At 35.5% G+C, this 13,631-nt stretch carries 24 protein-coding genes; 2 read left to right on the top strand and 22 right to left on the bottom strand.

Features of this window, described 5'->3' with window-relative positions; all coding sequences use genetic code 11:
- Nucleotides 1-9: 9 nt before the first annotated feature.
- From MKY30_RS23930 to MKY30_RS24035, 22 genes are all read right to left on the bottom strand, one after another.
- Entirely contained in the window at nucleotides 10-315 is a 306-nt protein-coding gene (locus MKY30_RS23930; protein ID WP_341085739.1) for a hypothetical protein, read from the bottom strand.
- A gap of 3 nt (nucleotides 316-318) precedes the next feature.
- Nucleotides 319-444, bottom strand: a complete 126-nt coding sequence (locus MKY30_RS23935) for a hypothetical protein (RefSeq protein WP_341085740.1) — start codon at nucleotides 442-444, stop codon at nucleotides 319-321.
- The gene (locus tag MKY30_RS23940; RefSeq protein WP_341085742.1) at nucleotides 441-914 is read right to left on the bottom strand and encodes a hypothetical protein; all 474 of its coding nucleotides are present in this window, start codon (nucleotides 912-914) and stop codon (nucleotides 441-443) included. The genes MKY30_RS23935 and MKY30_RS23940 overlap by 4 nt, the downstream gene beginning before the upstream one ends.
- A 13-nt stretch (nucleotides 915-927) precedes the next feature.
- Nucleotides 928-1,362, bottom strand: a complete 435-nt coding sequence (locus MKY30_RS23945) for a hypothetical protein (protein WP_341085744.1) — start codon at nucleotides 1,360-1,362, stop codon at nucleotides 928-930.
- A 62-nt stretch (nucleotides 1,363-1,424) separates the two neighbouring features.
- A complete protein-coding gene (locus MKY30_RS23950; RefSeq protein WP_341085745.1) occupies nucleotides 1,425-1,655 on the bottom strand; it encodes a hypothetical protein in 231 nt (76 codons plus the stop codon).
- Nucleotides 1,652-2,116: a YopX family protein gene (locus MKY30_RS23955; protein ID WP_341085747.1), complete on the bottom strand. Its 465-nt coding sequence runs from the start codon at nucleotides 2,114-2,116 to the stop codon at nucleotides 1,652-1,654. Before MKY30_RS23955 ends, MKY30_RS23950 begins: the two co-directional genes overlap by 4 nt.
- Nucleotides 2,116-2,274, bottom strand: a complete 159-nt coding sequence (locus MKY30_RS23960) for a hypothetical protein (protein WP_341085748.1) — start codon at nucleotides 2,272-2,274, stop codon at nucleotides 2,116-2,118. The genes MKY30_RS23955 and MKY30_RS23960 overlap by 1 nt, the downstream gene beginning before the upstream one ends.
- Nucleotides 2,275-2,407: 133 nt before the next feature.
- Complete coding sequence (locus MKY30_RS23965) at nucleotides 2,408-2,620, bottom strand: DUF3310 domain-containing protein (protein WP_341085750.1); 213 nt, start codon at nucleotides 2,618-2,620, stop codon at nucleotides 2,408-2,410.
- Nucleotides 2,614-2,934 carry a VRR-NUC domain-containing protein gene (locus MKY30_RS23970; protein ID WP_445667739.1) on the bottom strand — a complete coding sequence of 107 codons (321 nt, stop codon included), beginning with the start codon at nucleotides 2,932-2,934 and terminating at the stop codon, nucleotides 2,614-2,616. Before MKY30_RS23970 ends, MKY30_RS23965 begins: the two co-directional genes overlap by 7 nt.
- A 361-nt stretch (nucleotides 2,935-3,295) precedes the next feature.
- Nucleotides 3,296-5,596, bottom strand: coding sequence for a phage/plasmid primase, P4 family (locus MKY30_RS23975; protein ID WP_341085751.1), 2,301 nt, complete (start codon nucleotides 5,594-5,596; stop codon nucleotides 3,296-3,298).
- 12 nt (nucleotides 5,597-5,608) lie between these two features.
- Nucleotides 5,609-6,136 carry a DUF669 domain-containing protein gene (locus MKY30_RS23980; RefSeq protein WP_341085752.1) on the bottom strand — a complete coding sequence of 176 codons (528 nt, stop codon included), beginning with the start codon at nucleotides 6,134-6,136 and terminating at the stop codon, nucleotides 5,609-5,611.
- Nucleotides 6,137-6,158: 22 nt separating this feature from the next.
- Nucleotides 6,159-7,418, bottom strand: coding sequence for a DEAD/DEAH box helicase (locus tag MKY30_RS23985; RefSeq protein WP_341085753.1), 1,260 nt, complete (start codon nucleotides 7,416-7,418; stop codon nucleotides 6,159-6,161).
- A 69-nt stretch (nucleotides 7,419-7,487) separates the two neighbouring features.
- Complete coding sequence (locus tag MKY30_RS23990) at nucleotides 7,488-8,162, bottom strand: hypothetical protein (protein ID WP_341085754.1); 675 nt, start codon at nucleotides 8,160-8,162, stop codon at nucleotides 7,488-7,490.
- On the bottom strand, nucleotides 8,149-8,835 hold the full coding sequence (locus MKY30_RS23995; protein ID WP_341085756.1) for an AAA family ATPase: 687 nt from the start codon (nucleotides 8,833-8,835) through the stop codon (nucleotides 8,149-8,151). The genes MKY30_RS23990 and MKY30_RS23995 overlap by 14 nt, the downstream gene beginning before the upstream one ends.
- Nucleotides 8,836-8,846: 11 nt before the next feature.
- Nucleotides 8,847-9,332, bottom strand: a complete 486-nt coding sequence (locus MKY30_RS24000) for a siphovirus Gp157 family protein (RefSeq protein ID WP_341085757.1) — start codon at nucleotides 9,330-9,332, stop codon at nucleotides 8,847-8,849.
- Nucleotides 9,325-9,570: a hypothetical protein gene (locus tag MKY30_RS24005; RefSeq protein ID WP_341085759.1), complete on the bottom strand. Its 246-nt coding sequence runs from the start codon at nucleotides 9,568-9,570 to the stop codon at nucleotides 9,325-9,327. Before MKY30_RS24005 ends, MKY30_RS24000 begins: the two co-directional genes overlap by 8 nt.
- A gap of 88 nt (nucleotides 9,571-9,658) precedes the next feature.
- Nucleotides 9,659-9,799 carry a hypothetical protein gene (locus MKY30_RS24010; protein ID WP_341085760.1) on the bottom strand — a complete coding sequence of 47 codons (141 nt, stop codon included), beginning with the start codon at nucleotides 9,797-9,799 and terminating at the stop codon, nucleotides 9,659-9,661.
- Nucleotides 9,800-9,828: 29 nt separating this feature from the next.
- Nucleotides 9,829-10,425, bottom strand: a complete 597-nt coding sequence (locus MKY30_RS24015; RefSeq protein WP_341085761.1) for an NUMOD4 domain-containing protein — start codon at nucleotides 10,423-10,425, stop codon at nucleotides 9,829-9,831.
- Between the two features lie 4 nt (nucleotides 10,426-10,429).
- Complete coding sequence (locus tag MKY30_RS24020; protein WP_341085762.1) at nucleotides 10,430-10,582, bottom strand: hypothetical protein; 153 nt, start codon at nucleotides 10,580-10,582, stop codon at nucleotides 10,430-10,432.
- 84 nt (nucleotides 10,583-10,666) lie between these two features.
- Entirely contained in the window at nucleotides 10,667-10,918 is a 252-nt protein-coding gene (locus MKY30_RS24025; RefSeq protein ID WP_341085763.1) for a hypothetical protein, read from the bottom strand.
- Complete coding sequence (locus tag MKY30_RS24030; RefSeq protein WP_341085764.1) at nucleotides 10,911-11,117, bottom strand: helix-turn-helix transcriptional regulator; 207 nt, start codon at nucleotides 11,115-11,117, stop codon at nucleotides 10,911-10,913. The genes MKY30_RS24025 and MKY30_RS24030 overlap by 8 nt, the downstream gene beginning before the upstream one ends.
- A 207-nt stretch (nucleotides 11,118-11,324) precedes the next feature.
- A complete protein-coding gene (locus tag MKY30_RS24035) occupies nucleotides 11,325-11,582 on the bottom strand; it encodes a helix-turn-helix domain-containing protein (RefSeq protein WP_341085765.1) in 258 nt (85 codons plus the stop codon).
- Nucleotides 11,583-11,748: 166 nt separating this feature from the next.
- Here MKY30_RS24035 and MKY30_RS24040 point away from each other — a divergent pair, with 166 nt between their 5' ends.
- Both MKY30_RS24040 and MKY30_RS24045 read left to right on the top strand, forming a co-directional pair.
- Nucleotides 11,749-12,408: a LexA family protein gene (locus tag MKY30_RS24040; protein ID WP_341085766.1), complete on the top strand. Its 660-nt coding sequence runs from the start codon at nucleotides 11,749-11,751 to the stop codon at nucleotides 12,406-12,408.
- 67 nt (nucleotides 12,409-12,475) lie between these two features.
- Nucleotides 12,476-13,564, top strand: coding sequence for a site-specific integrase (locus MKY30_RS24045; protein ID WP_341085768.1), 1,089 nt, complete (start codon nucleotides 12,476-12,478; stop codon nucleotides 13,562-13,564).
- The last annotated feature ends 67 nt before the right edge of the window (nucleotides 13,565-13,631 follow it).

The following is a 13,631-nucleotide window of genomic DNA, read 5'->3' on the forward strand; positions in this document are numbered from 1 at the left end:
AAACCTTTTTCAAGAACTTCCCCTCCTCGCCCTTAATCGCACGCCAATGTTTCTCAAATATTCGTCAAATACGTGTTTTTTCATCCCAAGCGCTTTGTAAATATGATCTTTCCTCACTCCGGATTCTAACAAAGCTATAACTTCTGATTGTTTCATATCCTGACCTTTTGCTAATATTCGGTTAAGTTTCTCTTTGCCTATATGCTTATGATTTAAATGCGCCTGCAGCTCTTTCATCCTTTGCTTTTGCTTAGTTGTAAGCTTTTCTGCTGATTGCAATGTTTCAATTTCTTGATACATGTCTAATGCATCCATGACTTACCACCAGCTTTGCTCTGGAGCCTGAACTACTTTAATTTCTAAAGCTTTGTCAAAGCACTTATCACACAAATTACTGCGATTATTTCGGACTTCGTTTACCTTGCAGTCGATACATTTCTTCATGTGGATTCTCCTTCCAATGCTTGCCGTGCTATTTTATCCATGAAATAAAGGCTGTTTTCTTTCGTTATTTTTTCCAAGGCATCTTTGTAGCGTTGGTTTTCTATTTTTAAATTCATGTTTTCCCCCGCGACTACTGCGCTCAAATCCTTTGAGTGGTCATATGAATTAATTGTGTTTTCCAACTGCTGAATATAGGTCATTGCGACATCCACAACATGCCTACCCAAATTCTTTTTAATTGGTATTTCCTTGTGACGTTGCTGCAGGAATTCGTTTAAATCGGCATGAAATTTTGAATTGGTGTTTTGATATTCTTTTAAATCTGAAGCCTGTTCAGCTCGATCAGCTAGTTCTACTATATGATCACTCCAAAACTCTTCCATTCTGTTGAACCACAAGCGATTTTCTTCATCTCTCAGGTCGAATATTTCTTTTATTTGTTTATTTATCTCTTCCAACCGTTCATCCATCACGATTCACTCCTTACCTCCACGTTCTATGCTTTTCAGCAACCCATTCATTACCGTCATATTCTTTTATCTCGTATTCAACATCATCAGGAATTTCGATAATATTCAAATCCGATACTCTAGAACTGGCTAGTTCTCCTAACTCTTCAACCGTCTGTATCAAATGTGGATTATGCCTGTCATTATCGAAATTAGGGGAGTATGAATGATCAAGTAATTCCATTTCCGAACCGACTGGAACAACATCACCAAAATCTTTCGTTGTGGAAAATGTGAACAAGATGATGCTTCCGTCCAATTCTTTAGCAGATACCTTTTTATAGCATTCCTCTTCATAATCTCTAAGATAATGAAAAAGTTCATTAATCCCTTTTAATTTCCCGTAATACTCCAATGCTCTTGCAGATAAATGAAATCCACCAAAACAGTTATTAATTACAACCTTCATCAAAATTCCTCCTAATAAATTTGATTAATCCCTCTAATATTTATGAAGTTAGATATTTAATGCTAATCAGCACTCTCTTTCATTTGCCTATGATTATTACTCCAAACCGCATCCACAGCCTCATCCCTCTGTATCTGCATCTTGTAATACTCAAGCTGTAATTCAGCGTTTATCTGCTTTAGTTGTTGGTTCTCGGTGTGTACGTTTTTAACCGCGTAACCCATATAAATCATGGCAATAACAGCACCAACCAATAAAACAGCCAATCCGGCATCTAATATCTTTTGTTTCATGCAATCCTCTCCAATAACTCTGGATTTTCGTAGATGTTTCCAATTATTTCAATGCGATTCCTAACATCGTAAAGCATCCTTTTAGTTCCATAGCTTTTATCATGAGTTGGTCTTCCTTCTAATCTCCATGCTCCAGTATCTGATTGAAAAACTTTGCATATATGAGTATTAATAAATCCATTAACGGTGCGTTCTTTTAATTCGATTACATCACCACCACAAACTTCTTGGTTGCATTTATCTGAGATACCGGTGTATTGTCCAACGCTTTCTGGGATGACTTCAAAATAATCTAGTTGCTCCCCAATATCTGAAAAGTTGTCATAAACCATCTTGTCAGTATCCAAGATATAAGGAACTGGAGCTCTGTCATTTGACCGGAAAAACGCATTATTGATTAAACTTCCGTAAAGCCATTCTCCTGTTACGATTGATTTACCTCTAAATTTAATCTCCCGCATCACGCATACCTCCTAAGATATTCTTGCGTCTCCTGTGCGTTGGGCACTGCCTTATCCCCAACAGCACTATGATTGTCACGCATCCAGTCCATCCATTTTGTCGCTGTCTGCTCGTCCGTGTCGCTTTTGTCAAATATCATTACTGATTTCATTTGCATGCTCATTCCTCCTAAAAGTCTTTTCTTCTGTTACCAAGATCTAAACAAATCGTAAAATGTTTTTTGCCAATACTCCGATAACTCAGTGTCGAAATTGCTTTTTACATCTTTTCTTCGTTCGTTAATAACAAATTTAATTTTCACTGTTAATCACCCGATTCAAATACCAAGAAGCTTTCTTTAAATCCTCAATACCATTCTTCTTTTCGTGCCTAAAAATGTACTTAACAACATTTCCAAGCATGTATGCTTTGTTTCCTTCCATACCTTCCGTTAACTGTTCAATCATTTCGATTACTTCTGTTTTTCCTTTGTAATGCTCTGGATGATTTATGTTATCTACCATTGCTCCACCTCATTTACCAAATTTATAGCTTCATCTGCTGATCTAGCTACTCCAGCAATAACTGGGTATTGCTTTACTGTATTTAAAAAATGTTTTTGGTCTTCTCTTAAACGGCCTTTTTCGTTCTTCACTTCAATAAAAATCATTTTTCCATCAGACTTACGGAAACCGGATAAATCAGAATATCCTTTAGGTAGTCCTGTATCGAAAAATCTTCCGTCAGCTGTTTTTACTTTGCCGACGTTATTGCGAAAAATTACTGCGTATGGATTTAATGCTAATCGGATTGCGTTTTGGATGTCGGATTCTTTCATTATTTTAAATCCCCTTTCACGGAACAGTTATGGAACAGTTGCTGAACCCTTCCAATCCCTTACAGCTCTAGTGATAAACCTTGTTTTTTCACCCTGTTTTGGAACAGTTTAACGAAAATCATAAAAGGTTCCCTAGTATTTATATTTTATTTTATATTTCTATTTCTTTATTTTTACCCTTCCAACCCTTCCAAAAAGAAAATATAATAATATAAAAGGTTGATATATCAATGTTTTTAAGGTGGAAGGGTTTTAAATCAACTGTTCCAATACCCTTCCTTAACCCTTCCGTTTTTGCTTCAACAGAATGAATGTTCCTAAATAAAAAGTCTGTATTTCTGAAAATTTAATTATTAAAGTTCTAATTCATATTTAATCTGAATGCTTGTTCGTTTGATGGATGCTTTAATTTAATGCCAACATAATGGACACCATTACTGGTTATTTTTTGAAATTTATTACTCATTTCTCTACCGAATTTTGTACTGCTCATCAAATATTGTTCATTATCTTTCGCCCACGATTTATATATACCGTATAGATCAGATGCCTTTTCTCTCTCTCCAGATTTACGTAAGCAACATTCTTCAATAAATAACTCAACTGCATCCATTTCGGTTCGATAGGTTTGCCGTTGGTTTTTAATAACCTGTGGCTCATTCAATCCAATCCGTTTCCATACCTGGTATCCCTCGACTGCCCAATTTAAAATACCTTTCATTTCACGTTTTAATTTATTCTTTAACTGCCTGTCTACCTTATTTTCTGGTATCTGTACAGTAAACGGTATTACTGCCAACCTCCTCCATATGCCATCGTCTGTACCTCTAATAATCGGCTTATGGTTTGTAGCCATCCAGATTTTAAACTGTGGAAAATAATCAAACTCATCACCGTATAAGAAACGTGCTGTAACCTTATCTCCACCAGTCATCTGCTTTACTAAACCTTCATCAAATCGCATGCCATCGTTAGGCTCTGTAGTAGTGACTAATCTCGCTCCATCTAGCCGGGCAACGTCGCTATTCGCTGACCCTTGCTGCGGTTTAACCATCAACGTTTGCGGTTGAATATTCGTTGTATAATTCCCTAACATTTCGGTAATAATATCAAGGAATACTGATTTCCCATTACGTCCATTACCATGCAGAATAAACATCATTTGTTCTTCTGTTGAGCCGGATAGGGAATATCCTACTGCTCGTTGCATATAATCTATTAAAGGCTTGTTTCCGTCGAATATCTGATTAAGAAAATCTATCCATTGTGGGCAATCAATTTTATCCGTATATTCGATGGAAGATATTTTTGTAAAAAACTTATCTTTATCATGTTCGTGTAACTGACCTGTGGTTAAATCCAAGTATCCGTTCTGCGCGTTTAATAAATGTTTATCCTTATCAAACTCATCTGGTTGAATAGGCAGTAAATGCTGGCTTTCTTTCAGCATGTTAGTTTTACCGTTGCTCCCTCTGGAATATTTAATATGTTTTCTAAGGTTTTTTTGCGCTTCTTCCTCATCCACATCATCAAAAACAAAAACTGGTTCCTGCTTCATTTTTTCTAAGATTTCGTCAACTAGAGATTTAACTTTCCCTTCTTGATCTAGCACCCATGTTTTTCCGTTATAAAAATACCAGTTTTTCCGAATGTAACTATATCTGACTACTTCCTTAAAATTATCGGTAAAACGCTCCGCGTTCCCTGTATCATCGTAGGAATAATATTTTTTCTTAACTTCTTTTGTGCTGTCTTCAAGTACATATAAGTTAAAATCGTCGTTGTTCTGCTGCGGAGTAAATACGTTATTACACTCTTGAATAGCTTTGTTTAACGTGATTTCTCCATACGTTGACCCGCTCTGTTTTCTCTCCCACTTCTCGCGGTAGAGGGAAGATTGACGGAAAATAGTATCCATTTTTTCGTAATCACAAGCTGTCCAAAAAGCTAAATCATTTGCAAAAGCCATATCAGCCTCAGACTGTGAATCGTAAAATTGCTCCCAGCCACCATTTAAAAATAATTTGAATCGCATGCCATTTTTACTGTTTTCTGCAATTCTGATAATCTCTGATTCTGATAAATTATTACCTTGATTATTTAATACTGCAGGTGTCTTTATAGGCTCATTACTGGCAATATATTTATTGTGGAGGTAATTAATTTTTCCGTAATCTGTATCATCCACAATGTGATTGTAGCCACCAATGGCATTTCCAGTTACCGTGAAGAAACGACCTGAACTGTAAAATTCCTTATTGCCTTTCCTGCTTCCATTAGGCGGCAGTTCGCCTTTTAAAATAATGTGTATACCATTCCCGCTAGGGGATATTTCTGCATAACTGCCAAGCATATCTACAAATTCAGAGACGATATTATCTCCATTACCAGATTGATAGCTTTTTATATCCTCTTGGATATTATCAATATCAATACCGATATATGGTTCTTTAAAATAAAACCCAATCCCATCACAATTAAATTTATTGATGGAATCCAGGGCGGTTTGAAAACTCGCCCATGTAGATTCATCATTACTTTTTCCTAAATTACCGGTATTCGCATCTATAGGAATTTTCGTTGTCTTACCGTTTCTCTGCTGCAGTTTGTAACCGCACCAATGGTGTAGTTCTTTTAATTCGTGCGGTATTTTCTGAAACATGCAGTTCACTCCTTAAAATGGTAAATCGTCATTTTGAACAGTTATTGGTTCGCCGTTATTTTTAAACGGATCGTTACTTGATTGATTATTACTGTCATTGCTTTGTTTCCACTGATGATTAACTTGCGGAAATGCTGTCGGTTTCCATTGCTTCACATTAAGATTTTCATAAGTTTTCCCATTGTACTCTGATGTTTCGTTTTCAACGTAAACTTGCAATGGTTTCCCCCGGTAATCTTCCAACAACTCTTCAAACGTATTGTAGGTTTTTCCGGACTGTAAATTAGCAGCTTTACCGATTGTATTAAACATCATCATGTTATAAGTTCCGGTTGCTTTCGCTTTAAATACACGCTCCCAAATTTTTTGATTTTTATGCGGTTGATCCAGATCATTTCTGATAGTCATTTGAAAATTAGTAAATTCTGCGCCACCTTTTGTTGCGTCTTCTGCTGCATGGTCAATAACCACCTCGTAAACGCCGTCCTCGATTTTTGAAAATCCTTCAAATGTGTTGTTGAAATCTAAATTAAATCCCATTATTTAATCATCCTTTTCTGTTTTAATTTATAAATCCTAATAATTTTCCTTGATGGTATGCCCATCCTGGTTTATAATTCCTGTGCTTAGCTAGTTCGTAAAGTTCTTTCATGTTTGCGCAATCGGCAGGTTCTCGGAAATCAAGAATAATATCTTCTTCTCTCACTTCTTCCAGTTCTGCAGATTCATTTACTTCATAATCTTTAACTTCTTTTATTTCCGGGACATGTCCACATTCTGGACACTGTTTTTCTGTTGGTGTAAATACCGCAAAACAATTTGTACATTCTCGGATTGGTACTTCCGATTTATCTTTAGAAGACTTCTTTTTACCATCCAAACTCCACTCTCTCTCCATATCAGGAAAACCGTGCCTTCTCACATTGTCCACATGGTCGATAATGATTGATGTTTTACCTGGCCGGTATCGCATTCCTCTCATTGACTGTTGAATAAATAGAGATAGGCTCTCAGTCGGCCGCAACATAATCACTGTCGAACAATCCGGAACGTCAAAACCTTCTCCAATAATGTCACAATTGGTAATTATTTGAATTTCCCTATTTCTAAATATCTGAATGATTTCATCTCGTTTAACTTTTTTCGTTTTACCATCCAGATGAACTGCATTAATACCATGTCGTTTAAACTCATCTGCAAGCTGTTCACTGGCTTCCACACTGTGACAGTATGCAATTGCCTGTTCTCCATCTGCAAGCTGTTTATAATGCTTAATTGCATCACCATAAATTGTTTTATCGTCCATAGCAGCATCTATCGATGTAGAGGAGAACTCCCTCAAACTATTTAACTTTAATTTGGTTATATCTATTAATTTTGGTGCATAATATTTATAAGGCGATAGAAAGTTGTTATCAATGAGCCACTTAGCATCCACCTCCTCAATCAGAATGTCATTCACATCCCCTAAACCACTTCCGTTTAACCTGATTGGCGTGGCCGTAAAAGATACTCTCAAAGCATCACTAAAGTGATCGAATATCTTTTTGTAAGAATTTGCAGGAGCATGATGAGATTCATCTACTACAATCATTTTCGGCTCCTTTGTTTTATCAAGTCGCCTAACCACTGTTTGCACCATGCCCAATTCCACATGCTCTAGGTCGACGTCATTACTTAATAACGTTTTTTTAATCTGATCTAAAATTTCTTTTCTATGAATTAAGAACAAAACATGATTTTTCTTTAAAGTTGCTGATCTGATTATTTCTGAAATAACAACCGACTTACCGCTACCTAACCGCAGGGAGCAACAATGCATGGTGATCGTTTTCCCTGTAAAATCGCCCCCTTTGTTTTATTGATTAGATTAAGTTGGTATGGTCGTAATTTAATTGCCAACAGCATCACTCTTTCTTACGTACTTCCCAGCAGGTCTTGTTATAGCTTCAGCTTCATCCCAACCAAGTCTAACCCTTTCGCTGATAGTGCTTTGTTTTATATTTGTTATTTCTGACCATTCGGAGATAGTTTTAGATTCGCCACGATAAGTGATGATTTTATTATTTCTTTTGTTTCTTGCTTGTCCCTTATAATTTATCCACCTACAATTTGATGGTTCGTAATTGCCATTTGCATCTACGCGATCAATTGTTAGACCTTCCTTATAACCATTAGACAAAGACCAGGTTCTAAAAGACGCAAAGTCATCCTTCCATTCATCGCAAACAGATATCCCTCTACCTCCGTAATATTTATAAGACGCGTTGCTTTTGGTATAGCATCTTAATTTCATGCCGTGCCAAATTGTGTATAATCTCGTTTTTGTATGGCCGTGTGTTGTGCTTCGTTCAACTAATGCCTTATTACTTTGTTCTTCTCTGAAACAACCGCAAGAAGTCGTATTTCCTGACCTCAAATCACCTATTCTAACAACAGTTTCATTTCCGCAATCGCATTTACATATCCAAAACGAATTACTTCTTTTGTCCCTGTAACTTAATTTCATAGCGGTTAACCTTCCGTATTTGTCTCCAGTAAGATCAAGTGGTTTAGCTATTTTCATCACCGCCTAAAATCAATTCACTTTGCAAGCACCCTTTGCGATCATCAATCTGATTTTTTGCGTATGTGCTGTTTGATGAACTTAAAACAAAACCTCTTTCACCGTCAGAGTTAATGGCTAACTTTGCAACCACATCACACAACCCAAGAACATTGTTCATAATTTTATGGTTAATCTGTGGGAAACTTCTGTTCCATTGTTGTCCTGAACTATCCGTGAATAAATCTGAACTTTCCCACGCTGTCCACACTAAATTGGAACCTAAATTTTTCATATATCTTAAACTGTTTACGATACGGAACTGCATATATTGATAATCGCCCTGCGACGGGACACCTTTATTTTTTCCTTTATTACCTAAGTCTGATAACAGACTACGTTCAAGTTCACTGATATTATCGACGACAATGTTGTCATATTTGCCTTTATAATTTTCTTCAAGATCAACAATCAATTCTCCCCAAAACTTCCAAGTATCTGTATTATCTACATAGGCAATGTCAATATTTTCTTCACCTTTCAACACCCTGGTTGTTCTATCCACATCAAGCACCAATGTTTTACCCGGAAGGTACTTAATAGCTGTGGTTTTCCCCATTCCCGGTGGCGCATAAATCAGATAAGTTCCTTTATCCGTTTGAATATCCGCAGCGTTTGTTATTTGTAAACTCACATAATCGCCTCCTATCTAATCCGTAAACTTCTTCCTTGCACCAATTCGACACCGGGCATTGATTTTACATCCATCTCTTTCAATGATTCTTTGAGTGCTTTTTTATCCAATTTAGGTTCAACTGGAACAAAATATCTCTTCGGAATTAATTTTTCATCAGTCACTTTCACTGACGGTGCATTGTTCTGCATGGCAAAAGTAAATATTCCAGTTTTTACTTTGTCTTTACCGGTCAATGTAAGCTGTTCTTCCACATACATTTTCAAACGTTTTTTATTCGTTTCAAGCGCCTTTCGTTTATCGGCGAGTCTAGTCTCTTCATTTTTCAGCATTTCTATTTCACCATCTAAATTTCGGATAACTTTTCCAATGTTCTCGAGCTTGTCCTCAATTGCTAGATTTATAGAATCTAGTGTATCCTGTAGGTTTTCGCCGCCTTCATCGATAAGTGATTGCACTTGTTTAAAATCTTGGGTTAAATCGTATAGGCTACTCATTTGATTCATCCTCCTCATCTGGCAAAGCGATAAATTCGCAATCATCATAAACAAAGCTATATTGTGCATCTGCATATGGGTGATCTTTAACAACAACTTCTCTTTCTTTTGCTAACTCATCGAATAAATCTTTGCTTAATTGGATTCTGTCGCTCACGCCGTGATAAAAAGAAATCCACCCTTCCTCATATGCTTCTTCGATTTTCTTTGACATTTCAATAGCTTCATCTAAATTCATTTGCTATTTCCTCCCAAACGCCTTATAATAGGCGTATAAATAGTTTTCCAACCGCTATCTACTAAAAGCGCCTTTGCAGAGGCGTTTTTTATTTTGAATTTTTATATCTATCTTCAATTTCCTTCATCCATTCGATTGGATCCCAATATTCGCCTGGCTTGTCCTTTAATTGTTTTTCTGGTGTGGGGTAGCCGGTTCTAAGTGTTCTTGTGATATCGGGATGTTCCATAATAACAGCCCCTTTACTTATCTAATCTCTTACTTAACGTGATTCCAAGTTTTCTTATTAATCACTTGCCATATAGTTGTAGTACAAACGTTAAGCTTTTTTGCTAACTGACTATTCGAGTAGATTCCTCCATTAATTCTTGCGTTCTTGCGAATAAACTTAACCTTTTCATCATTAAGTTTAGAATTATGCACTTTTTCTCCTTGGCTATTGCCGTTAGCATTTGCGTTAGGTGGTTTTCGTAATCCAATTTCAAAAGCATGAATTGCGTTATCGGTATAAGTGCACCATTCTAAGTTTTCAGCGTTATTATCAGCTTTATCGCCGTTAATATGGTTAACTATTATTTTTCTTTTAGAATCATCATTTTCTACGAAAGCGTCAGCTACAAGCCTATGAATTCTTATGTCTTTGCCTTTTTTATTTTTGTATAGTCTTACTCTTAAATAACCATCATGTGTTGTAGTAGCCTTTAAAACACCGCTTTTAACAAAATGCCTTTTCTTGTTATTTTTTATAAAATCAACTCCGAAAGAGTAAACTCTTCCTTTATTTGAAACTTGATACAATCCTTCATAACCAACAATGTTCTTCCATACTTCAGGACATGATTTAATCTTTTCCATCCAATCACTCCTCATCATCGAATCTTACAGTTGATCTTTGCGCTTCCTCTATTAGCATTCGTAACAACCAATTCTCTTCAACATTGTAATCACCTTGAAATTTTAATATCAGTTTCGATAATTCATGTTTGGCTTTCTTGTATTCAAAATAATCCATCCAATCACTCCTTATATATAAATCATCATCAAAAACAAAAATCCTAACGACCCAGCAAACAATACGTTTAAATAAAAATCTGTTTTATCCATAATAGTAATTCCTTATATACGCCGTTGCTTGCGCTGTAACGTCTTCTTCAATTTTCTTCCGGTTAAGCATCATAATATTTTCTAACGACCCAAGTATCTCAGAGACAACTTCTTGCTTGTGTTCAAATTCAGCATTTTCAATCATTCTTTCAGCTTTTTCACTCGCTACTAAAAATTGTCCAAGTGCCGTTTCCACAAGAGGTAGATCTTCGTTGCGGTAGTGGAATTTTAAATTGTTATGCATGGTTAGCCTCCTCCCAAAATAAATCATTTAATGTACAACCAAATATTTTTGCCAGCATTATCATTTCTCTTTGAGTGAATTCAGATATGCCATTCTCTTTCCTATAATAAGTTTGCTTGGAAATCCTTAGTTTTTTAGCTAAGTCAGATTGCTTTAATTTATGCTCCCTTCTTGCTACATAAAGTTGCATGTTAGGCATTCATCTCACCTCATACGCTTGCAAATTTTTAATAAATTGTATGGAAACATCTACATCTTTTCCCACAAAATACGGTTCATCTTCAATCACTAACGTTCTTACGTTGTTTTCTTCAAAATTGAATACCTTTAAATCTGTCATACTATCATTCCTTTCTTTTGGTATATTGGCTGGGTATCGCAGCACTTTGAACATCAAATTAACAGCTTATATGTGAAGGGGATTTCTTTCATTTTCATAATTCGCACTACATGCGACAAATGAGTTAAAAAAAATTGCTATTGATTCTTCCCTTGTTAATCCTAAAATTTCTACAATTCTATTAGCCTCTTTAATAGATAAAGTATCCCCCTCATTGTTTAATTTCCTATAAAGACTACTTCGGTCTATACCAATTTCCTTAGCTAATTGAGTAATGCTCATTTCTTTTTCTACAATTTTCCCTTTGAGCTTATTAACGTTCATTTTTAACACCTCCTCTTGTCGCGTCGTATGCGATTAATTACATCTTAAAGCACCTATTCTCAAAAGTCAATACAAAATTCGCATAAAGTGATAATTTTTTATAATAAATACTTTGATTTGTTGCATATATGCGATAAAATATGTTATAATATAATTAGGAAGTGAGGTGATACCTTTGAAAATCGGAGAAAGAATTAAAACCAGAAGAAAAGAACTTAAAATGTCTGTAGATGAACTAGCAAATAAATTAGGAAAAAATAGAGCTACTATTTACAGATATGAAAGCAATGAGATTGAGAATATGCCTTTAGAAATTGTTAAGCCGTTAGCCCTGGCATTGAAAGTAACTCCAGCTTATTTAATGGGATGGGAAGATGAAGAGGAAAATGATAATTCAATTATTAAAGAAGAAACACCAACTTACAATTTTTACCCACAGTCTATTTCGGCAGGATTGCCGTTACGAGTTGACGGTGTAACAGAAGCTAATAAAATTGAAGTTCCGGATTCAGTGCTTGGTAAATGGGCTGGCCATAATGATTTGTTTATGATGAGAGTTAATGGTGAATCAATGAATAAAGTGATACCTGATAAATCACTGATCGCTGTTAAACCATTAGAACTTCATCAAATAAAGTCTGGAGACATAGTTGTTTATAGCGATAACGGAGATTATTCCGTGAAACGTATTTATCAAGATAACGACAAAATCATTTTCAGACCAGATTCACATGATTCATCATTTTACGATTATATTACTTCTGTAGAAAACAGTAACTTGGTTATACACGGAAAAGTAGTTGTTTACATCGTTGAATTAGATTAAATTACTGACGTCAATAATTTAACAAGGCAGGTTAGCTACCTGCCTCTTTTTTAAAGGAGGGCTAAGAGTGCCAGTTTATAAAGACAAAAAAAGAAACACTTATTATTATAGCGTTTATGTAGATTTACCAAATGGAGAAAAGAAACGTTTTATGAAGAGAGGATTTAAATCAAAAAAAGAAGCAAAAGATGCTGAAATTGATTTCCTTTACAATTTTGATGTGGAGGACGAGGAAAACTTATCCTTTGGGAAAATAGCTGATATGTATCTTGATTGGTATAAAAAGAGAAGAAAAGAATCTTCTTACATGAAAATAGAGAGCGTAGTACGAATCCATTTAAAACCACGATTTGAACACAAGAAAATTAAAGATATATCCAAAAGAGACGTCATTCGATTCCATGATCATTTGCTTGACAACTTGGGTGTTGCAAGTGCTAAAAAAGTGCATACCGTTTTATCAGCTACATTAAACTATGCTATTAGGCTGGAATACCTGAAGGTGAATGTAGCAAGAGAAGTTGGAAATATTGAAATGAAAGAGCCGAAAAGATTAGATTTTTGGACAATAGATGAATTTAAACAATTCATACAAGAGGCTGATGAGCTACTGTTTCGTACGTTGTTTATGGTTTTGTTTTATGGCGGTTTAAGAAAAGGAGAGGCATTGGCATTGACCTGGAAAGATATTGATTTTGATAACAACACAATCGATATTAATAAAACTGTTTATCACAATCGTGTTACATCTCCCAAAAATGAATCATCTAATCGTAAAATAAAAATGCCTCAACACACCATGAAATTATTAGGTGAGTTGAAGCTGCAAAATAAAAACAAAATTGATTATGTTGTTTTTGGGGAATATTATAACCACGTATCCCACACTACTATTGATAGGCGTTTTGAAGATTATATAAAGCAATCAAAAGTAAAACGTATTAGAATACACGATTTAAGGCATTCTCACGCATCGTATTTAATCAATCTAGGTAATGACATCCAAATTATTAGCAAACGCTTAGGGCATGCTAACACGTCAACAACGTATGACATTTATAGCCACCTTTACCCGAATGCTGAAGATGAAGCAATTGAAAAAATGGAGAACGACTTTAAACCAGCAAGCGTGGTGAACATAAGTGACTACAAATAACTTACAGTATCACAAATCGTATCACGATTTTGTAACCTCAATAACACCAACGCTTACAGGTCTTTTT

Origin of the sequence: Oceanobacillus sp. FSL W8-0428 (assembly GCF_038004405.1) — a bacterium.
GTDB classification, from domain to species: Bacteria; Bacillota; Bacilli; order Bacillales; family Amphibacillaceae; genus Oceanobacillus; species Oceanobacillus sojae.